Source organism: Buchnera aphidicola (Greenidea ficicola), from assembly GCF_039386055.1.
In the GTDB taxonomy this organism is placed as follows: domain Bacteria; phylum Pseudomonadota; class Gammaproteobacteria; order Enterobacterales; family Enterobacteriaceae; genus Buchnera_K; species Buchnera_K aphidicola_A.
This window is the reverse complement of sequence record NZ_CP135012.1, coordinates 307,480-327,862: the sequence shown is the minus strand read 5'-3', so window position 1 is coordinate 327,862 and position 20,383 is coordinate 307,480. Positions and strand designations below refer to the sequence as shown.

The 20,383-nt window shown below is 17.3% G+C and carries 18 protein-coding genes, 2 tRNA genes, 1 other RNA gene and 1 pseudogene; 10 read left to right on the top strand and 12 right to left on the bottom strand.

Annotated features, from left to right (window positions below; genetic code table 11):
- Positions 1–35: 35 nt before the first annotated feature.
- Complete coding sequence (gene cspE / locus RJT27_RS01570; protein WP_009874442.1) at positions 36–245, top strand: transcription antiterminator/RNA stability regulator CspE; 210 nt, start codon at positions 36–38, stop codon at positions 243–245.
- Positions 246–345: 100 nt separating this feature from the next.
- Entirely contained in the window at positions 346–1,752 is a 1,407-nt protein-coding gene (cysS, locus tag RJT27_RS01565; RefSeq protein ID WP_343189381.1) for a cysteine--tRNA ligase, read from the top strand.
- 4 nt (positions 1,753–1,756) lie between these two features.
- Here cysS and folD read toward each other — a convergent pair whose 3' ends face one another.
- Positions 1,757–2,614, bottom strand: a complete 858-nt coding sequence (gene folD, locus RJT27_RS01560) for a bifunctional methylenetetrahydrofolate dehydrogenase/methenyltetrahydrofolate cyclohydrolase FolD (RefSeq protein WP_343189380.1) — start codon at positions 2,612–2,614, stop codon at positions 1,757–1,759.
- 123 nt (positions 2,615–2,737) lie between these two features.
- Between folD and RJT27_RS01555 the strand changes: the two genes are divergently transcribed.
- Positions 2,738–2,811: transfer RNA gene (locus RJT27_RS01555), tRNA-Arg, on the top strand.
- Positions 2,812–2,837: 26 nt separating this feature from the next.
- Here RJT27_RS01555 and htpG read toward each other — a convergent pair.
- From htpG to dnaX, 3 genes are all read right to left on the bottom strand, one after another.
- A complete protein-coding gene (gene htpG / locus RJT27_RS01550; RefSeq protein ID WP_343189379.1) occupies positions 2,838–4,709 on the bottom strand; it encodes a molecular chaperone HtpG in 1,872 nt (623 codons plus the stop codon).
- A gap of 41 nt (positions 4,710–4,750) precedes the next feature.
- Entirely contained in the window at positions 4,751–5,080 is a 330-nt protein-coding gene (locus RJT27_RS01545) for a YbaB/EbfC family nucleoid-associated protein (protein ID WP_343189378.1), read from the bottom strand.
- Between the two features lie 107 nt (positions 5,081–5,187).
- On the bottom strand, positions 5,188–6,363 hold the full coding sequence (gene dnaX, locus RJT27_RS01540) for a DNA polymerase III subunit gamma/tau (RefSeq protein WP_343189377.1): 1,176 nt from the start codon (positions 6,361–6,363) through the stop codon (positions 5,188–5,190).
- 156 nt (positions 6,364–6,519) lie between these two features.
- On the opposite strand from dnaX, the gene ffs reads away from it, so the two are divergent.
- Positions 6,520–6,583, top strand: an RNA gene (gene ffs / locus RJT27_RS01535) — signal recognition particle sRNA small type.
- Positions 6,584–6,622: 39 nt separating this feature from the next.
- Here ffs and RJT27_RS01530 read toward each other — a convergent pair.
- The 4 genes from RJT27_RS01530 to clpP form a co-directional block, all read right to left on the bottom strand.
- Complete coding sequence (locus RJT27_RS01530) at positions 6,623–8,359, bottom strand: SmdB family multidrug efflux ABC transporter permease/ATP-binding protein (RefSeq protein ID WP_343189376.1); 1,737 nt, start codon at positions 8,357–8,359, stop codon at positions 6,623–6,625.
- Positions 8,352–10,115, bottom strand: a complete 1,764-nt coding sequence (locus tag RJT27_RS01525; protein WP_343189375.1) for an ABC transporter transmembrane domain-containing protein — start codon at positions 10,113–10,115, stop codon at positions 8,352–8,354. Before RJT27_RS01525 ends, RJT27_RS01530 begins: the two co-directional genes overlap by 8 nt.
- Before the next feature lie 132 nt (positions 10,116–10,247).
- Positions 10,248–11,504: an ATP-dependent Clp protease ATP-binding subunit ClpX gene (gene clpX / locus RJT27_RS01520; protein ID WP_343189374.1), complete on the bottom strand. Its 1,257-nt coding sequence runs from the start codon at positions 11,502–11,504 to the stop codon at positions 10,248–10,250.
- 56 nt (positions 11,505–11,560) lie between these two features.
- Positions 11,561–12,199, bottom strand: a complete 639-nt coding sequence (gene clpP, locus RJT27_RS01515; protein WP_343189373.1) for an ATP-dependent Clp endopeptidase proteolytic subunit ClpP — start codon at positions 12,197–12,199, stop codon at positions 11,561–11,563.
- Positions 12,200–12,430: 231 nt separating this feature from the next.
- Between clpP and cyoA the strand changes: the two genes are divergently transcribed.
- From cyoA to cyoE, 5 genes are read left to right on the top strand one after another with little or no spacing between them, the layout of a single operon-like run.
- A complete protein-coding gene (gene cyoA / locus RJT27_RS01510) occupies positions 12,431–13,267 on the top strand; it encodes a ubiquinol oxidase subunit II (protein ID WP_343189372.1) in 837 nt (278 codons plus the stop codon).
- A gap of 35 nt (positions 13,268–13,302) precedes the next feature.
- Positions 13,303–15,300, top strand: a complete 1,998-nt coding sequence (gene cyoB, locus RJT27_RS01505; RefSeq protein WP_343189371.1) for a cytochrome o ubiquinol oxidase subunit I — start codon at positions 13,303–13,305, stop codon at positions 15,298–15,300.
- Positions 15,284–15,883 (top strand): cytochrome o ubiquinol oxidase subunit III, encoded by a 600-nt coding sequence (gene cyoC, locus RJT27_RS01500; RefSeq protein ID WP_343189370.1) that lies wholly within the window; start codon positions 15,284–15,286, stop codon positions 15,881–15,883. Before cyoB ends, cyoC begins: the two co-directional genes overlap by 17 nt.
- Positions 15,883–16,257, top strand: a complete 375-nt coding sequence (locus tag RJT27_RS01495) for a cytochrome C oxidase subunit IV family protein (RefSeq protein WP_343189369.1) — start codon at positions 15,883–15,885, stop codon at positions 16,255–16,257. Before cyoC ends, RJT27_RS01495 begins: the two co-directional genes overlap by 1 nt.
- On the top strand, positions 16,250–17,107 hold the full coding sequence (gene cyoE, locus RJT27_RS01490) for a heme o synthase (protein WP_343189368.1): 858 nt from the start codon (positions 16,250–16,252) through the stop codon (positions 17,105–17,107). The genes RJT27_RS01495 and cyoE overlap by 8 nt, the downstream gene beginning before the upstream one ends.
- Here the strand turns inward: cyoE and RJT27_RS01485 are convergent.
- From RJT27_RS01485 to RJT27_RS01475, 3 genes and pseudogenes are all read right to left on the bottom strand, one after another.
- Positions 17,102–17,413, bottom strand: a complete 312-nt coding sequence (locus tag RJT27_RS01485; RefSeq protein WP_343189367.1) for a TusE/DsrC/DsvC family sulfur relay protein — start codon at positions 17,411–17,413, stop codon at positions 17,102–17,104. The genes cyoE and RJT27_RS01485 overlap by 6 nt on opposite strands.
- Positions 17,414–17,431: 18 nt before the next feature.
- A pseudogene (gene nusB, locus RJT27_RS01480) lies at positions 17,432–17,832 on the bottom strand (transcription antitermination factor NusB).
- Between the two features lie 288 nt (positions 17,833–18,120).
- Positions 18,121–18,336, bottom strand: a complete 216-nt coding sequence (locus tag RJT27_RS01475) for a hypothetical protein (protein WP_343189366.1) — start codon at positions 18,334–18,336, stop codon at positions 18,121–18,123.
- Positions 18,337–18,500: 164 nt separating this feature from the next.
- On the opposite strand from RJT27_RS01475, the gene RJT27_RS01470 reads away from it, so the two are divergent.
- Positions 18,501–18,574, top strand: a tRNA-Met gene (locus RJT27_RS01470).
- A 1-nt stretch (position 18,575) separates the two neighbouring features.
- Here RJT27_RS01470 and recD read toward each other — a convergent pair.
- Positions 18,576–20,372, bottom strand: coding sequence for an exodeoxyribonuclease V subunit alpha (recD, locus tag RJT27_RS01465; protein ID WP_343189365.1), 1,797 nt, complete (start codon positions 20,370–20,372; stop codon positions 18,576–18,578).
- Between the last annotated feature and the right edge of the window lie 11 nt (positions 20,373–20,383).

Sequence of the window (20,383 nt, the reverse complement as noted above, 5' to 3'; positions counted from 1 at the left end):
AATATTAAAGATTTTTTTATGTAAAGGTAACATAGATGTCTAAGATTAAAGGTAATGTTAAATGGTTTAATGAATCAAAAGGTTTTGGTTTTATTACTCCTGAAGATGGAAGTAAAGATGTTTTTGTACATTTTTCAGCTATTCAAAGTAATGGTTTTAAAACTTTAGCTGAAGGTCAAAGTGTAGAATTTGAAATTACAGAAGGTGCTAAAGGTCCTTCCGCTGCTAATGTAATTAGTTTATAAATTTTATTTAAAAAAAAATAATAAAATACTAAATATGTACGAGTACGTTTTATAATTTCGTGCTCGTATTATATTATATTTTCTTTAAAATAAGAATTTTATGTTAAAAATTTTTAACACAAAAACAAAAAAAAAAGAAAAATTTATTCCTATAATAAAAAATAATGTTAATGTTTATGTTTGTGGTGTTACTGTTTATGATTTTTGTCATTTTGGTCATGGAAGAACTTTTGTAATTTTTGATATGATCGTAAGATATTTAAAATTTAATAATTTTAATGTTGTTTATGTAAGAAATATAACAGATATTGATGATAAAATAATTAATAAATCTTTTATTATTAATAAATCTATTAATATTTTTACTAAAAAAATAATAAAAATAATGAATTATCATTTTAATATTTTAAATATTAAAAAACCTGATTATGAACCTAAGGTTACATATAATATTAATTATATTATTTTTGTAATAAAGAAATTATTAAATAATAAATATGCTTATTCAAATATTATTAATAATAAAAAAAAAATTTTTTATAAAAATGATATTCTTTTTTCAATAAAAAAAGATATTAATTATGGTGTTTTATCTAATAGATTTTTAAAAAATAATTTTAAACAGAAAAATAAAAAAAAATTTTTTTTTGATTTTGTTTTGTGGAAAATTTCTAAAAATAATGAACCTTCTTGGTTATCTCCTTGGGGTTTTGGAAGGCCTGGTTGGCATATAGAGTGTTCTGCAATACATAAAAAATATTTTAAAAAATATATTGATATTCATGGAGGAGGATCTGATTTAATTTTTCCTCATCATGAAAATGAACTTTCTCAATCTACTTGTTTAAATAATAATTATTTAATTAAATATTGGTTGCATTCTGGTGTTGTTATTATAAATAATCAAAAAATGTCTAAATCTTTAGGAAATTCTTTATATTTAAAAAATTTATTTAATAAATATCATGGAGAAGTAATTAGATATTATTGTTTAACTAAAAATTATAGAAAACCGTTAATTTTTAAAAAAAAAAATATTTATTTTTCTTTTTTATTATTAAAAAAATTATATTTACAAATTTCTTATAAGGAAAAAAAATTTTTTAAAAAAAAAATTTTTTGTTTATCTTCTTTTTATGTAAATAAATTTTTATATTTTATGAATGATGATTTTAATACATCTAAAGCTTTAAAGTTATTAAATAATTTATCTAAAAAAATAAATATTTATAAAAAAAAATATATATTACAAAATAATGTTTTAATATATACTTTATTTTATTTAGGAAGGATATTAGGTTTTTTTTATGATTTTCCTTTTTCTTTTTTAAATTTTAATAAAAATTTAAATGTTAAAAAAAAAATATATATTAAAAAAATAATTAAAAAAAGAAATAAAGCTAGAAAACAAAAAAAATGGTTTAAAGCTGATTTTTTAAAAAAAAAATTAATAAAATTAGGAGTATCTTTGCAAGATACTATTGATGGTACAATTTGGTTTAATTAATAATTTAATTTTCGTGATATTTTTCACAAGCTTTTAAAGTGTTTTTTAATAATGTTAAAACTGTCATTGGTCCTACTCCTCCAGGTACTGGAGTAATATAAGAAGCTTTATTTTTCATAGATTTAAAATCTACATCTCCAATTATTTTTCCATTTTTTAATTTATTTATACCTACATCAATTATTATTGCTCCTTTTTTAATCCATTTTCCTTTTAAAAATTTTGGTTTTCCTATTGCTATTATTATTATATCTGCGTTTTTTATATGTTTTTTTAAATTTTTTGTAAATTTATGAGTTGTTGTTGTTGTACAACCTTTCAATAAAAGTTCTAAACTCATTGGTCTTCCAACAATATTTGAAGCTCCTATAATAACTGCGTGCATACCTTTTATTTTAATTTTATATTCTTTTAATAATTTTATTATTCCTTGTGGAGTACAAGGTCTTAATTTTGGTTTTTTTTGACATAAACATCCAATATTATAAGGATGAAAACCATCAATATCTTTATCAGGTAATATACTATTCATTATTTTTGTTAAATTAAAATTATTTGGTAATGGTAATTGTATTAATATTCCATCTATAGTATTATTATAATTAAGATTTTGTATTAATTTTAAAATTTTATTTTCATGAATATTATTTTTAAATTTCCAAATTTTAGAAATAAACCCTAATTTTTTACAAGCTTTTTTTTTTTTTTTAACATATATTTTTGAAGATATATTATTTCCTATTATAATAACAGCTAATCCTGGAATTCTTTTTTTATTTTTTTTTCTTATTTTTATTTTTTTTTTTATTTTTTTTTCTAATTTTAATGCTATTTTATTTCCATTCATAATTCTTGTTAACATAATTATTCCTATTATTTTAATATTTTAAAAAAATAATTATAAAAATTTTATTAAAATAAAACTTTTTTTTTAAAAGTTTTTAGTATACAATAAATTAAAAAATTTATTTTTTTTTAAAAATTTGCGCTCTTAGCTCAGTTGGATAGAGCAACGGCCTTCTAAGCCGTAGGTCATAGGTTCGAATCCTATAGAGCGCAAAATTTATTATTATTTTAAATAAAAATTATTTAATATAATTTAATATTAGTAATTTATTTATATTTTTAATATATTTATTTGGATTTTCTAATGTTCCTCTTTCCATTAATAAAGCTTGGTAAAATAATATTTTTATCCATTTTTTAAATATTTTTATATTATTTATATTTTTTATATATTTAATTATTTTGTGTTTAATATTTATTTCAAATATATATTTTAATGGTTTAATATTTTGACCTGCTGCTATAAATAATTTTGACATTTGTGTACTTATATCTTTATCATCACTTATAACTATTGCTGGTGTTTTTGTTAATCTTTTTGATAAATATACATTTTTTATTTTATTTTTTAATATTTTTTTTATTTTTTTAATAAATTTTTTATTTTTTTTATTATTTGTAATATTATTTTCATTAATAATATTTTTTAATGTATTATTTAATTTACTAATAGATTGTAATTTTATTCCTTTAATTTCTTTTATATTATTCATCATCCATTCATCTATTTTATCAGATAAAATTAATACATCAATATTTTTTTTTTTAAAAATTTCTAAATGAGGACTTTTTATACCAATTTTATAATTATCACATGTAAAAAAGAATATTTTTTTTTGGTTTTTTTGCATGTTTTTAATATATTTTTTAAATGATAAATTTTGTTTTTCTGTTTTATTTTTAAAAGAAGCAAATCTTAATAAATTGCAAATTTTTTTTTTATTTTCTAAATCTTCTGCAGGTCCTTCTTTTAATATTATTCCAAATTCTTTCCAAAATTTTTCATATTTTTTTTTTTTATTAGTTAATTCTTTTAACATGTTTAATATTTTTTTTGTTAAGTTTATTTTTATTTTATTTACTATATTATTGTTTTGTAATATTTCTCTGGATATATTTAATGGTAAATTTTGAGAATCTAATATTCCTTTAATAAATCTTAAATAATTCGGAATAAAAATTTTTGCGTTATTCATAATATATATACGATTTATATATAATTTTAAACCGTTTTTATTTTTTTTATTCCATATATTTATATTATATTTTTTAGGAATATATAATAAACTAATATATGTAATATTTCCTTCAATTTTATTATGAATCCAAATCATTGGATTTAAATTATCATTGCTTATATATTTATAAAAATTTTTGTATTGTTTTTTTGTTATTTTATTTTTGTTTAATGTCCATAAAGATTTTGCTTTATTTATTTTTTCCCAAAAATATTTTTTATTTTTTTCATCATATTTATATATTTCTATTGGGGTAGAAATATGATCAGAATATTTTTTAATAATATTTTTTATTTTCCAAGATTCTAAAAATATTTTTTCTTTTTTTTTTATTTTTAAAGTTACTTTTGTTCCATATTTTTTTTTTTTAGTATAGGAAATTGAGTATTTTCCTTTTCCTTTTGATTCCCATAATATTGGTTTTTTTTTTTTTTTTAAAGATTTTTTTGTTTTTACTTGTACTAATTTTGAAACTATAAAAGATGAATAAAATCCTACTCCAAATTTTCCTATTAATTTATTATTTTTTTTTTTTTTTTTCATTGATGAAATAAATTTTTTTGTTCCTGATTTTGCTATTGTTCCTAAATTTTTTATTGTTTCTTTTTTTGTCATTCCAATTCCATTATCTTGAATACTTATTTTTTTTTTTTTTTTATTGATTTTAATTCTTATATACATTTTTTTATTATTTATATATTTTTCTGGTTTAGATATATATTTAAATTTTAGTTTATCAATTGCATCTGATGCATTTGATATTAATTCTCTAATGAATATTTCTTTATTAGAATATAAAGAATGAATCATTATATGTAATAATTTTTTAATTTCTGATTGAAATTTATATTTTTTTTTTATATTTGTTTTCATGATAGACCTTTATTTTAATATTATTATTTATTATAAAAATTTTAAAATGGCATATTAAAATTATTTGGTAAATTTTCGTTGTTGGATATATCAGACATTTTTTCTTTTTGTTTTTCGTTTATTCTTCTAGAAGCATCATTAAAAGCTGCTGCTATTAAATCTTCTAACATTTCTTTTTTTTCATTTAATAAATTTTTATCAATTTTTACTTTAGTACAATTATGAGAACCATTAAGAGTTATTTTTACTAAACCAGCTCCAGATTCTCCTGTTACTTGCATAATTGCAATATCTTTTTGTATTTTTTCCATTTTTTCTTGCATGTTTTTTGCTTGTTGCATTAAATTACCTAAATTGTTTTTATTAAACATAATTCCTCAATTTAATATTTATATATATTATTTTTTTTTTTTAATTATTTTTTTTTTAATTTTTAATAAATTTCTTCTAGATAAAATAAATATTTTTGTTTTTTTTGTTATGTTTTTTTTTTTTTTTTTTTTTTTATTATTATTTTTTTTTTAATTTTTTTTTTCATTTTTATATATTTTTTTTTATTTTTATAATGAATTATATATAATATTTTTAATAATGTTATTTCCATTCCTAATCTTGGAGAGGGAGATAAATGTATTTTTTTATAACCAATAGTAATTATTTTATAACATTTTTGAATTATTTTTTTTGGTACATATTTTGATAATTTTTTAATTATATATTTTTTTTTATTTAAATAATTTTTATTATTCCATAATGATTTAAATGATTGAATCATAGCTATATGATGTAATAAACGTAACATTTCAATTAAAATTTTATCCCATTCTATATTTTCTAAAGATATTTTATTTAATAAAAATATTATTCTTTTTTTATCATTTATTAATATTGAAATTAATAATTTTAAACATTCTTTTTCATCAATTCTTCCTAGAATTTTAATAATATTTTTTTTTTTTATTTTTTTTTTACTTATATTTATTGATAATTCTAATAAATTTAAAGCATCTCTCATACTTCCTTGTGAATTTTCTGCAATTATATTTAATGCTTTTTTTTCAATATTAATATTTTCTTGTGTTAATATTTTTTTTAAATTTAAAATAATATTTTCTTTATTAATTTTTTTTAAATAAAATATAATACATCTAGAAATGATTGTTTTAGGTATTTTTTCTATTTCTGTTGTTGCTAAAATAAATTTTATATGTTTTGGTGGTTCTTCTAATGTTTTTAATAATGCATTAAAACTATATCTTGATAACATATGTACTTCATCTATTAAATATATTTTAAATCTTGATTTTATTGGAGCATATTTTATATTTTCTAAAATTTTTTTTATTTCTTCTATTTTTGTTTTTGAAGCTGCATCTATTTCTATTAAATCTACAAAATTACCTTTTTCTATTTCTTTACATATAGAGCATTTTTCACAAGAAGCAATAGTAATTCCTTTTTCACAGCATAAATTTTTTGCTAATATTCTTGCAATAGTAGTTTTTCCAGTTCCTCTGGATCCAGAAAATAACCATGCTTGGTGAATTTTTTTAAAATTTATAGAATTTGATAATGCTTTTATTATATATTTTTGTCCAATTATTTCTGAAAAATTTTTTGGTCTCCATTTTCTTGCTAATATTTTATAGTTCATTTTTATTATTATAATTTTTTTATATTTATTTTATCATATATTTAATTTAATTAAAATAATCTTATTTAAAATATAAAATAATTTGCTTTTTTGTATTTTTTTATAGATAATTATTTATTAGTACTCTGTTGGCATGTTAATTTTATTTTTTTTTTTTTTTTTTTTTTTGAATAATTGATCAGGTCTGGAAAGAAGCAGTCAGTTCAAAAAAAAAAATATTAATTTTGCTAACAGGGTCTTGATAATATTTTATTTTTTTTTAAAATTTTTGTAGTTTATACATTTTCCAATATTGTTTTTTATTTTTTAGTAATTTTTCGTGTGTATTAAATTCTATAATTTTTCCTTTTTTAAATACTGCTATTTTATCTGCTTTTATAATTGTAGATAATCTATTTGATATTATTATTAAGGTAGTATTTTTTTTAATAGATAATATTTTTTTTTGTATTTTTTTTTCTGTTTTTGGGTCTATATTATTTGTAGCTTCATCTAATATTAATATTTTGTTGTTATTAATTAGTATTCTGGATAATGATAATAATTGTTTTTGACCAGAAGATAGAATGTTTCCTTGTTCTCCTAATTTTTTATATTTTTCTTTATTTTTTTTTTTAAATAATTTATTTAATTTTACAATTTTTAATGCTTTTAATATTTTTTTTTTTGATATTTTTCTTCCTAGTTTTATATTTTTTAAAAAATTGTCTGCAATAATAATTGGATCTTGATTAATTATAGAAATTCCTTTACGTAAAACATTGTAATTTAATGTATTTATTTTTCTTTTATCAATAAATAATTCTCCTTCTTTTATTGGATAATATCCCATTAATAAGTTTGCTAATGTGCTTTTTCCGCTTCCTGTAGATCCTACAAAAGCTATAAATTTTTTTTTTGGAATTGTTATATTAATTCCATTTAATATATATTTTTTGTTTTTTTTATATCTAAATTTTAAATTTTTAATTTTTATTTCACCAGTTTTTAATAAATTTTTATCATTTCCATATTTTTGTTTTTTAGAATCTATTAATTTAAAAATTCTTTCTCCTGCTACTATTGCTTGTTGTAATAAAGCCTGTTGAGTAGCAATTGAAATTAAAGGTTCATTTAATCTTCCTAAATAACTAATAAAAGCGTATATTATTCCTACTTCTATTTTTTTTTTTAAAAAAAAAATAAATAATATCATTATTCCACATAATACTATTGATGAAATTAAACTTAATAAAGGTCTTAATAAAAAACCATCTAATCTTAAAATTTTCATTTTTAATTTATAATGTTTTTTGCAAATTTTTTTAATATATTTTCCAAATCTTTTTTCTTGATTAAATTGTTGAATAACATTTATTCCTGTTATGGTTTCATTAAATTTATTATTAATATTTGCTATATATGATCTTAATTTTCTTAATAATGGAGTGCTATAATATTGATATATTATCATTACTAAAAAAACTAAAGGAAATATTATACTTGAAATTATAGCCATTTTCCATTCTAAAGAAAACATAGCAATTAAAATTGTTGTAATTAAAGTTATACTTCTAAAAAATGTTGCTATTACAGTATCATAAAGATCTTTTATAACTTCTGTATCATTTGTTACTCTTGATATTATTTTTCCAATTGGTTTTTTATTAAATTTTTTTATAGGTTGTTGTAAAGTTGCTTTCATAACATCTATTCTTAAATTTTGAACAATAGAAATTGCTGTTTTATTAAAAAAAATAGTTTGAAAATAATGTAAAATTGATGATATAGTCTGTAATGTTATAAAAGATATTATCATTATAATTATTATTTTTATATCATTCTTGTTTTTGATAATATAATTATTTATAAATGTACTTATTAATATCGGACTTAAAACTTCTGCGATAGAAGCTCCTATTAACATTGTAAAAGCTAATATAATAGATTTTTTCCATTTCATTCCATATATTAATAATCTTTTTAATATAGGCCAAAATTTCATTAAATTAGCCATTTTTTTTTCCTATTTTTTTTTTATTATTTTTTTTATTTACAAATTTTTGATAATTATAAATATTATTATACCAATTTTTATTTTTTATTAATTTTTTATGTTTTCCTCTTTCAATTATTTTTCCTTTTTTTATTGCGATGATTTCATTACAATGAATTAATGAAGAGATTCTATTTGATATAATAATTTTTGTATTGTTTTTATTCCATAAATTTAAATTTTTTAATATTTTATTTTCTGTTTTTATATCTAAAGAAGAAAATGCGTTATCTAGTATTAATATTTTTGCATTAATTAATAATGCTCTAGCTATAGCAATTTTTTGTTTTTGTCCACTGGATAACATTACACCTTTTTCTCCAATTTTTGTATTGTATCCTTTTGGAAAATTAATTATTTCTTTGTGTAGTTCTACTAAACAAGAAATATATTTTATTTTTTTATCAGAAGCATTAGGTTTTCCTAAAGTAATATTTTTTTTTATTGTGTCTGAAAATAAAAAAGGAGTTTGATCTACTACAGATAAATATTTTCTCCATTGTTTAGTTTTTATTCTTGATATTGGTATTTTATTAAATTTTATTTCTCCTTTTTTTATTTTAAATTGTTTTTGAATTAAATATAAAATAGTACTTTTTCCGGAGCCTGTTGGTCCACATATTCCTAATGTTTTTTTTGGGTATATTTTAATATTTATATTTTTTAAAGTATATTTTTTTTCTTTAGGGTAATAAAATTTTTTAATATTAATAATTATTTTTTTATATTTTTCATTAATTTTTATTTTTTTTATTTTTTTTTTATTTTTTTTAAAAATAGAATTAATTCTATTCCATGCTGTTATTCCTCTTTTAACTATATTAAACATCCAAGCTAAAGCTAAAATAGGCCATATCATTAAACTAAGGTACATAATAAAACTAGTTAATTGACCTATAGTTATTTCTTGTTTTGAAACTAAATTCCCACCTTCTATTATTGCTATTAAATTAGAAAATGATATTGCAAGGTGAATTGTTGGATCAAATTTAGCATCGATTTTTGCAACATTCATATTTTTTTTTCCATTTTTTTTAACAATTTTGGAAAATTTTATTGATTCTTGTTTTTCTAATCTAAAAGATTTTATCATTCTTATACTTGTTAAACTTTCTTGAGTTTGATCATTTAATTTAGAAAATGATTTTTGAGATTTGTAAAAATAATAATGTAATTGTTTTCCGTATTTTTTAATAATAATTGCAATAATTGGAATTGGTAATAAAGATAATATTGTCAGTTTTGCATTTATTTGTGTTAACATAACCATTAAAACTGAACATCCCATTACTAATGAATCTACTAATGTTAACACTCCTTCTCCTGCTGCAAAAACTATTTTTTCTATATCATTTGTAGCTCTTGCAATTAAATCTCCAGTTCTGTATTTTAAATAAAAAAATTTTTTTTTTTTACTTAAATACGAATATAATTTTAATCTTAATTTTATTGCTAAATTATAAGCAGCTCCAAATAATAAAATTCTCCATATATATCTTAATATATATACAATAATTGCTGTAATAAAAATAGTTCCTATCCATGGTAATATTTTTTTAGGATAAATTTGTTTATTAATAATTAAATCTATTAACATTCCTAATAATTTTGGTGGAAACAATTGAAAAATAGAAATAATTATTAATAATGTAATTGCTCCTAAATATCTTTTCCATTCAATTATAAAATACCAACTTAATTCTTTAAATAATTGCACAAAAAAATCCTAATTTTTTCAAATTAAAATTATTATAACATTAATTATCAATATTAATAATTTTATTGGTCCAATTATTATAATATTGGACCTTATTTTAATATTATTTTTTTATTTTATTTTTTAAAAATTTTAATTTTTTTTTTTATTGTATATTAAAATTGGTTTTGATTTTTTTTTTATTACTAATTTAGTGATAATAACTTTTTTAACATTTTTCATAGATGGTAAATTATACATAATATTTAATAATGATTCTTCTAAAATTGATCTTAAACCTCTAGCCCCTGTTTTTCTTAATACTGTTTTTTTAGCAATTTCATAAATTGCATCTTTTTTAAATTTTAGTTTAACTCCTTCTAGATTAAATAATTCACAATATTGTTTTATTAAAGCATTTTTTGGAAGACATAGAATTTTTATTAGTGTTTGTTTATTTAATTCATGAAGATTTGTTAATATTGGTAATCTTCCAATAAATTCTGGAATTAATCCAAATTTTATTAAATCTTGAGGTTTTATTTTTTTAAAGAGTTTTTTTTTATTTTTTTTTTTAATATCATTTTTTATTGTTGCATTGAATCCTATTCTTGTTCCTTTTTTAGATCTATGTTCAATTATTTTATCTAATCCAGAAAAAGCTCCTCCGCATATAAATAATATTTTTGATGTATCTATTTGTAAACATTCTTGTTGTGGATGTTTTCTACCACCTTTTGGAGGAACTGAAGCTATTGTTCCTTCTATTAATTTTAATAATGCTTGTTGAACTCCTTCTCCAGAAACATCTCTTGTGATAGAAAGATTGTCTGATTTTTTAGATATTTTATCAATTTCATCAATGTAAATTATTCCTTGTTGTGCTTTTTGTATATTATAATTACATTTTTGTAATAATTTTTGTAATATATTTTCAACATCTTCTCCTACATATCCTGCTTCTGTTAATGTAGTAGCATCAGCTATTGCAAATGGTACATTTAATATTTTTGCTAATGTTTCTGCTAATAAAGTTTTACCACTTCCAGTTGGTCCTATTAATAAAATATTACTTTTTCCTAATTCAACATTTTCAGAGTTGTTTGAATATCTTAATTTTTTATAATGATTATATACTGCTACAGATAATATTTTTTTTGATTTATTTTGACCTATTATATAATTATCTAAATATTTTTTAATTTCTTGTGGTGTAGGTAAAGGTTCATTATTTCCTTTTTTATTTATTTCTTTTATTTCATCTTTTATAATATTTGCACATAATTCAATACATTCATCACAAATATATACTGAAGGTCCAGCTATTAATTTACGAACTTCTTTTTGATTTTTTCCGCAAAAAGAACAATATAATAAAATTCCGGAATCATCTTTTCGATTGGATGTCATTATTTAAACCTTTAAGATTATTTGAATAATATATAGATTAATTTTATTATATTATTTTATTGATTATTTTTTATTCTTTTTGTTAATATAAAATCAATTAAACCATATGTAATAGATTTATTTGCTGAAAGAAAATAATCTCGTTCTGTATCTTTTATAATTTTTTTTATTGGCATTCCAGTATGCAAAGAAATAATTTCATTTAGTTTTTTTTTTATTTTTATTATTTCATTTGTATGTATTTCTATATCTGATGCTTGTCCTTGATAACCTCCTATGGGTTGATGTAACATAATACGGGAGTTTGGTAAAGAAAAACGTTTTCCTTTTTCTCCTGAAGCTAATAAAAAAGCTCCCATTGAACAAGCTTGTCCTATGCAAATAGTATTAACTTTTGGTTGAATAAATTGCATTGTGTCATAAATTGACATTCCAGAACTAATTATTCCTCCTGGAGAATTAATATATAAAGAAATATCTTTATTTGGATTTTCTGATTCTAAAAATAATAATTGTGCGACAATTAAATTAGCTGTGTTATCATTAATAGTTCCAGTTAAAAAAATTATTCTTTCTTTTAATAATCTTGAATATATGTCATAAGATCTTTCTCCTCTAGGAGTTGTTTCAATAACCATAGGTATTAAAGTTTGATTAAAATGTTTATTTTCATTGATAAATTTATTTATTGACATTTTTTAATCTTATTTATTAAATTTAATATAATAATATATATTATTTTTTAAAAAAAAAATATTTATTTTTAAAATTTTATTATTTAAATATATAATATTTATTTTAAATATATTTTCAATAAAAATTTTATTTTTTTTTTTTTTTATAATATTAATTATTATAATTTTATTTTTATTATATAATATTTTTTTATTTTTTTTTAATTTTTTTTAATAGGATAAATAATATTTATGAATAATAAAATTAAAAATTTTCTTTTTTTTTTGTTTTTTTATTTTTTTTTTTTAAATTTTTCTTTTGCTTCTTTATTAAATCCTAAAGGGGATATTTCTATTCAACAAAAGCATATTATTATTATTTCTTTTTTTACTATGTTAATTATTGTTTTACCAGTTATTTTTATGAGTTTATATTTTTCATATAAATATAATAAAAAAAATAATGAAATATATAAACCAAATTGGAATCATTCTAATATAATAGAGTTTTTTATTTGGTTAATTCCTATTATTATTGTTTTTTTTCTTTCTATAGTTTCTTGGAATTCTACTCATAAATTAGAACCTAGTAAAATTTTAATGCATAAAAATTCTTATATCAATATTGACGTTGTATCTTTAAATTATAAATGGTTTTTTATTTATCCTGAAAAAAAAATTGCTATTTTAAATAAAATTGTTATTCCTGTTAATACACCTATAATGTTTCGAGTTACTTCTAATTCTGTTATGAATTCATTTTTTATACCTTCTTTAGGTAGTCAAATATATTCTATGGCTGGAATGATTAATAAATTAAATTTAATATCAAATGAATCAGGTTTGTATAAAGGAATTTCTGCAAATTATAGTGGAGTAGGATTTTCTGATATGAAATTTAAAGTAATTGTAACTCCAGATTTTAAAACATTTAATGAATGGGTTGAATATATTAAAAATTATTCTGAAAAGTTAAATACTATAAAAAAATTTAATAAGATATCTAATATTGATAATTATAAAAATGATTGTTTTTCTGGAGTAAATAAAAATTTATTTGATCAAATTGTTAATAAATTTCATAATTAAATTTTTTTTTTATAAAATATTATTAAGGATAAAAAATGTTTGGAAAATTAAATTTCAGTGTTATTCCATTTTATGATCCTATTATAATGATGACTTTTGTTATTGTTTTTTTAATATTTTTTTTTATTTTTTTTATAATTACGTATTTTAAAAAATGGATTTATATATGGAAAAATTGGATTACTTCAGTAGATCATAAAAAAATAGGAATTATGTATTTTATTTTATCATTTATTATGTTAATTAGAGGTTTTGTTGATGTGATTATGATGAGATTACAACAATATATTTCATCAATAGAAAATCATGGAAGTGGTTTTTTACCAGAGCATCATTATAATCAAATTTTTACTGCGCATGGTGTAATAATGATTTTTTTTGTAGCTATGCCTTTAATAATTGGTTTTATGAATTTTATTATTCCTTTACAAATTGGTTCTAGAGATGTTGCTTTTCCTTATTTAAATAATATTAGTTTTTGGTTAACTGTAAGTGGAGCAATTTTAATAAATTTATCTTTATTTATAGGAGAGTTTTCTAGTTCTGGTTGGTTGGGGTATCCTCCTTTATCTAGTATACAATACAGTCCTGGTGTTGGTGTAGATTATTGGATTTGGAGTTTACAAATTTCTGGAATTGGAACGATATTAACAGGTATAAATTTTTTAGTTACTATTTTATTTATGAGAACTAATGGAATGTATATGTTTCGTATGCCAGTTTTTACTTGGACTGCATTATGTTCAAATATATTAATATTAGCATCTTTTCCTGTTTTAACTGTAACATTATTTTTATTAACTTTAGATCGTTATTTAGGTTTTCATTTTTTCTCTAATGATTTTGGAGGAAATATGATGATGTATGTTAATTTAATTTGGATATGGGGTCATCCTGAAGTATATATTTTAATATTGCCAGCTTTTGGAATATTTTCTGAAATTGTTTCTACTTTTTCTCAAAAATCTTTATTTGGTTATTTTTCTCTTGTTTGGGCAACTATTTCTATAACTATTTTGTCTTTTATTGTTTGGTTACATCATTTTTTTACTATGGGAGCTGGTGCAAATGTAAATTCTTTTTTTGGGATTATGACAATGATTATTGCGATACCTACTGGAGTAAAAATTTTTAATTGGTTATTTACTATGTATAATGGTCGTGTAAATTTAAATTCTTCTATGTTATGGACAATTGGATTTTTAATTACTTTTACTATTGGTGGAATGACTGGAGTTTTACTTTCTATTCCAAGTATTGATTTTGTATTACATAATAGTTTATTTTTAGTGGCTCATTTTCATAATGTTATTATTGGAGGGGTTGTATTTGGTTGTTTTGCTGGATTTACTTATTGGTTTCCAAAGTTTTTTGGTTTTATGTTAAATGAAAAATGGGGAAAAATATCTTTTTATTTTTGGTTTTTAGGTTTTATTTTTGCGTTTTTTCCTTTATATATATTAGGATTTATGGGGATGACTCGTCGTTTAAGTAAAAATATAGATGTAGATTTTCATTTTATGTTATCTATTTCAATATTTGGAGTTATATTAATTTTTTTCGGTATTATATCTCAAATTGTTCAAATTTTTGTTTCTATATATTATCGAGAAGAAAATAAAGATAATACCGGTGATCCTTGGAACGCTAGAACTTTAGAGTGGTCTGTTTCTTCACCTCCTCCTTTTTATAATTTTTTAAAATTACCTAATATATATTGCAGAGATCAATTTTGGGAACAAAAAAGAAAATATTTTTCTTTGGATGAAAGTTTAAATATTAAAAAAATTTTTATGCCAAAAAATACTAATATTGGAATAATTTTTTTAGTAATTTCTTCTTTAATAGGTTTTTCATTTATATGGCATATTTGGTGGTTGTTATTATTGAGTTTTTTTATAGGTATTATTTTTTGGGTAAGATTTAGTACATATGAAGGTGATCATTATATTGTTTCTTATAATTTAATTAAAAAAATAGAATTAAATTATTTAAAAAATAAAAAAAAGGATGATTATGATAAAAAACAATAATAGTGATATGTTATTAAAAAAATATTGTATTGATTATAAAAAAATATTTGGTTTTTGGTTATATTTAATGAGTGATTGTATAATATTTGCTACTTTATTTTCTGTTTATATAGTTATGTTAAATAATACAATTTATGGTCCTTTTGTAAAAGATTTTTTAAAATTACCATTGGTTTTTATAGAAACTTTAATACTTTTGTTTAGTTCTGTTTCTTATGGAGTCGTTTTAATTTTTTCTATAAAAAAAAATAATAAAATTGTTTATATTTTTTTGTTAATAACTTTTTTATTAGGTTTTTTATTTTGTTTTTTAGAATTATATGAATTTTATGAATTAATTTTAAATAATTTTAGTCCAAAAAAAAATGGTTTTTTATCTTCTTTTTTTGTTTTAATAGGTACTCATGGTCTTCATGTTTTTTCAGGACTAATATGGATTATTGTTATGTTTTATCAAATTTTAAAATTTGGATTAAAAAAAGTAGTTATAGATAGGTTATTTTGTTTAGGTTTATTTTGGCATTTTTTAGATATAATATGGATTTTTATATTTACTTTTGTTTATTTATTTGGAGCTTTATAATGAAAAATTTTAAAAAAAAAGTGAATTTATATTTAAATAATAAACAATTATCTGATAATTTAATTAATTTTTATTTTTTTGGTTTTTTGTTTTCTTTTTTTTTAACGTTATTTGATTTTTTAATTGTTTATATTAATATTTTTTCTAAAAATTTTACTTTATTTATTTTATTAATGTTATTAATTATTCAAATTTTAATACAAATGAAATATTTTATTCATTTAAAAATAATTAGTAAAAATTCCTGGAATATAATTTCTTTTTTTTTTATGCTAATAATTTCTAGTATATTATTTTTCGGAACAATTTGGATTATGTTTCATTTAAATCATTATATTTGTTTATTAAATATTAAGTATTTTTATAATGAATAAGTATATTGAAATTATAAAGCCTAGAATTATTTTAAGTAATTTAATATCTATGTGTGGTGGTTTTTTTTTATCTTCTAAAGATAAATTTGATTTATTATTGTTTTTTTTTATTTTTTTAGGTTTTTTTTTTGTTTTAATTTCTGGTTGTATTTTTAATAATATTATAGATCGTGATATAGATAGTTTTATGAGAAGAACAAAAAATAGAATATTAGTTAAAAATAAAATTTTATATAAACAAGCTATAGTATATGCTATAGCTTTTTTAATTATTGGTTTATTTATATTATTTTTTTTTGTGAATTTTTTATCTTTTTTAGTTTCTTTATTTGGAATATTTATTTATGTTGTTTTATATAGTTTGTATTTTAAAAGAAATTCTATTTATTCTACTATTATAGGTGGTATTTCAGGTTCTATTCCTCCTTTTTTTGGTTATTGTTCTGTTAAAAATAGTTTTGATTTTTGTTCTTTTATTTTATTTTTAATATTTTTATGTTGGCAAATATCACATTTTTATTCTATTTCAATAATTTATAATAAAGATTATTATAATATTAAATTGCCTATATTTATTTTTATTAAAGGAATAAATAAGACAAAAATTAATATTATAATACATATTTGTTTATTTTTTATATCTAATTTATTATTATATTATAATAATTTTGTTAGTTATAATTTTATTTTAATTATTTTTTTTTGTAGTTTTATATGGTTTTTAATTTCTTGTTTAAGTTTATTTTTTAGTAATAGTATTTTTTTTTATGAGAAGGTTAATTTTTATTTTTCTATTTTTATTATTTTTATTTTTAGTGTTTTAATTTCTTTTGATTTTAATTTTTTATAAACATTTTGTTGGTTTTGGTAAACCAGCTATTTTACTTCCTTGTTTTGATGGTCCTTTTGGAAATAATTTAAATAAATAAATACTGTTGTATTTTTTGTTTTTTTTTTTTTTTTTTATTTTTAATATCATTCTTAAAGAAGGAACAATATTATATTTTTTATAAAATTTTTTTATTAAATATATTATTTCCCAGTGTTTTATTGTCATTTTAATACCTTCTTTTTTTGCTATTTTTTTTGCTATTTTTTTATTCCAATCTTTATAATTTTTTAAATATCCATTTTTATTTTTTTTTATTTTTTTCATATTTATTTTATATAATTTTTATATTGTATTTATATATATTTTATTTAATATCCAATTTATAAATTTATGACTATTTTTTGCTCCAAATTTTTTTGCTAGTTTAATATTTTCATTTATAATAACTTTATAAGGAATTTTATAACATTTTATTAATTCGTATATAGATATTCTTAATATTGCTTTTTCTATTTGATTTAAATTATTAAAGTTTCTTGATAAAAATTTTTTAATATATTTATCAATTTTGATATAGTTATTAGTTATTCCTATAATTATTTTTTTAAAATAAATAGTATCAAATTTTTTTTTTTATTTAAAAAATATTTTTTAATATTTTTTATTTTATTTTTAGATAATTGCCAAGAATATAAAGCTTGTAAAATATATTTTCTTGAATTTTTTCTTTTGTTTTGATTCATATTTATTATTCCTATTTTATTTTAAAATTATTTTTATTTTTTTTTAAATTATATTAATTATTTTTAATTTATATAAAGCTTTTTCTTATTTTTTATTACTTATTTTTTTTTATCTTCCAATTTTTTTTTTTATATTACCAATTATTTATATTCTAAAAATAAATAGGAATATTTTTTTTTAAAATATTTATTTTAAAAATTTTATTATTAGTTTTTTTTTTTGGTTATATATTTATAATTATTTGTTTTTTTTTGATAATTGTTCTTAATGTAATAATATTATTATATTTATGAAATTTTATTAAATTTATTTATAATAATTGGTATTTTAAAAGTTTTAAGAATTTTTATTATAATAATATTTTTTGATGTTATTTTTCTTATTTTTTTTAATTTATCTAATTTTTTTGATAATAATTTTTTATTAATAAAATTTTTAAAATTTTTTATTATAATTACAATTTTTTTGTTTTTTTTTATTATTTTTTTTTTTATTATTTTCATATTATTTTATTAATATTTAAAATTAAATTTAAATATTTTATTTATTTTTTATTATATGAATACATGTAAAATATTTTTTTTGCAATATTTTAATAATATATATATTTATTTAAAAATAAATTGTATTTTTAAAAAATATGATGTATATTAAATATTAATAAAGAAGCGGGGTGGAGCAGCTCGGTAGCTCGTCGGGCTCATAACCCGAAGGTCGTTGGTTCAAATCCAACCCCCGCAAATTATTTATTATATTTTTTTAAATGATTTATTATACCAGAATATTTTTTATTTATTTTTTTACAAGATTTTATAAATATTTTTTTTTTTCCATATAAAAAAATATTTTTTTTAGCTCTAGTTATTGCTGTATAAAGTAATTGATTATATAATTTTTTTTTTGATAATATTAAAGAAATATTTTTAAATTCAGAACCTTGTGATTTATGTATTGTTATTGCCCATGCTGTTTTATAATTTTTAATACTATTTAAAGGTATAAATATATTTTTTTTATTTTTATAAAAAATTACTTTATTATTATCAATAATTATTCCAATTTCTCCGTTATATAATTTTAATAATTCGTTATTTTTAGTTATTATTATTGGTTTTCCTTTATATATAATAAAATTTTTTATTATTTTGTACGGAATTTTATTATTTTTAATAATATATTTATCAATTTCTTTATTAATTTTTTTTGTTCCTTTTTTTCCTTTGTTGTTTATGCATAAAATTCTATTTTTAAATATTTTTTTAAGTATATTTTTATTTTTATAATTATAATTATAATTATAATTTAATGTTTTTTTAAAAATATTATATAAATATTTTTTATTTTTTATTTTTTTTATTTGTATTATTTTTTTTTTAAATAATTTTTTTATTTTTTTTATTTTTTTGTTTTTTATATATTTTGATAATATGTTTATATTTGAATTTTTATTAAATCTATATTTTTTTTTAAGTATTAATATTCTATTTAATATTGTTTTTTTTTTTTTTATATAATTTTTATTTGAAATTAAATAATTAATTTTTTTTTTTTCAAAATTTATTTTTTTATATCTTTTTATATTTTTTTTTATATATTTTTTTATATCATATAATATTGATGTAGAATTAATTGGTGGTAGTTGATTAACATCTCCAAGAAAAATTATTTTTATATTTTTAGGTAAAGAATTGATTAGATAATTCATAATAGAAATATTTATCATAGATACTTCATCTACAATTAATATATCTATATTTAATTTATTTTTTTTATTATAAAAAGCTTTTGATTTTTTTTTTTTTAAACCTATTAATTTATGTAAAGTTAAACATTTATATTTTATTTTTTTTTTAAATTTTTTTTTTATAATTATTTTATTAATTATTTTATTAAATGTTTCATTTAATAAAATTGTTGCTTTTCCAGTTAAAGCGGTTAAAATTATTTTTTTTTTTTTTAATATTCTTGAAATAATAATTATATGCATAGCAATGGTTGTTTTTCCTGTTCCAGGATTTCCTGTAATTATTATTTTTTTGTAAATTAATGCATTAATAATTATTTTTTTTTGTATTTTTTTTATTTTATTTTTTTTAAAATATTTAAATATTTTTTCTTTTTTTTGATAATTAAAATATTTAGATTTTTTATTATTAGATAAAAATTTTGATATTTTTTTTTCATAGTTCCATATTTTATAAAAATAAAGTTTTTTTTTAAAAAAAACAATTGGTGTAATTTTGTTTCCTTTACTGCAAATATTATTTTTATTATTTAATAAATTTTTTATATGTTTTTTTATTTTTTTAAAAATATTTTTTGTTTTTTTTATTAAGTATTTTTCTTTTTTTTTAAAAATGTATTTTTTTTTAATTTTATTTATTGGAAGGCAATTGTTTCCTTCATTAGTTATTTTACTAATTAATGCAATAATAAAATGTATTTTTTTATTTTTTTTTTTACTTATAAAATATGTAAAATAATAATCAATTAAGTTTATTATTTTTTTTTTTAATGCTATTTTTAATATTTTTTTCATAATTTTATAAT

Excerpts from the sequence above, each read along its gene's own strand:
- cspE (WP_009874442.1), top strand. The coding sequence starts at position 36 with ATGTCTAAGATTAAAGGTAATGTTAAATGGTTTAATGAATCAAAAGGT.
- cysS (WP_343189381.1), top strand. The coding sequence starts at position 346 with ATGTTAAAAATTTTTAACACAAAAACAAAAAAAAAAGAAAAATTTATT.
- folD (WP_343189380.1), bottom strand. The coding sequence starts at position 2,614 with ATGTTAACAAGAATTATGAATGGAAATAAAATAGCATTAAAATTAGAA.
- htpG (WP_343189379.1), bottom strand. The coding sequence starts at position 4,709 with ATGAAAACAAATATAAAAAAAAAATATAAATTTCAATCAGAAATTAAA.
- RJT27_RS01545 (WP_343189378.1), bottom strand. The coding sequence starts at position 5,080 with ATGTTTAATAAAAACAATTTAGGTAATTTAATGCAACAAGCAAAAAAC.
- dnaX (WP_343189377.1), bottom strand. The coding sequence starts at position 6,363 with ATGAACTATAAAATATTAGCAAGAAAATGGAGACCAAAAAATTTTTCA.
- RJT27_RS01530 (WP_343189376.1), bottom strand. The coding sequence starts at position 8,359 with ATGGCTAATTTAATGAAATTTTGGCCTATATTAAAAAGATTATTAATA.
- clpX (WP_343189374.1), bottom strand. The coding sequence starts at position 11,504 with ATGACATCCAATCGAAAAGATGATTCCGGAATTTTATTATATTGTTCT.
- clpP (WP_343189373.1), bottom strand. The coding sequence starts at position 12,199 with ATGTCAATAAATAAATTTATCAATGAAAATAAACATTTTAATCAAACT.
- cyoA (WP_343189372.1), top strand. The coding sequence starts at position 12,431 with ATGAATAATAAAATTAAAAATTTTCTTTTTTTTTTGTTTTTTTATTTT.
- cyoB (WP_343189371.1), top strand. The coding sequence starts at position 13,303 with ATGTTTGGAAAATTAAATTTCAGTGTTATTCCATTTTATGATCCTATT.
- cyoC (WP_343189370.1), top strand. The coding sequence starts at position 15,284 with ATGATAAAAAACAATAATAGTGATATGTTATTAAAAAAATATTGTATT.
- RJT27_RS01495 (WP_343189369.1), top strand. The coding sequence starts at position 15,883 with ATGAAAAATTTTAAAAAAAAAGTGAATTTATATTTAAATAATAAACAA.
- cyoE (WP_343189368.1), top strand. The coding sequence starts at position 16,250 with ATGAATAAGTATATTGAAATTATAAAGCCTAGAATTATTTTAAGTAAT.
- RJT27_RS01485 (WP_343189367.1), bottom strand. The coding sequence starts at position 17,413 with ATGAAAAAAATAAAAAAAAATAAAAATGGATATTTAAAAAATTATAAA.
- RJT27_RS01475 (WP_343189366.1), bottom strand. The coding sequence starts at position 18,336 with ATGAAAATAATAAAAAAAAAAATAATAAAAAAAAACAAAAAAATTGTA.
- recD (WP_343189365.1), bottom strand. The coding sequence starts at position 20,372 with ATGAAAAAAATATTAAAAATAGCATTAAAAAAAAAAATAATAAACTTA.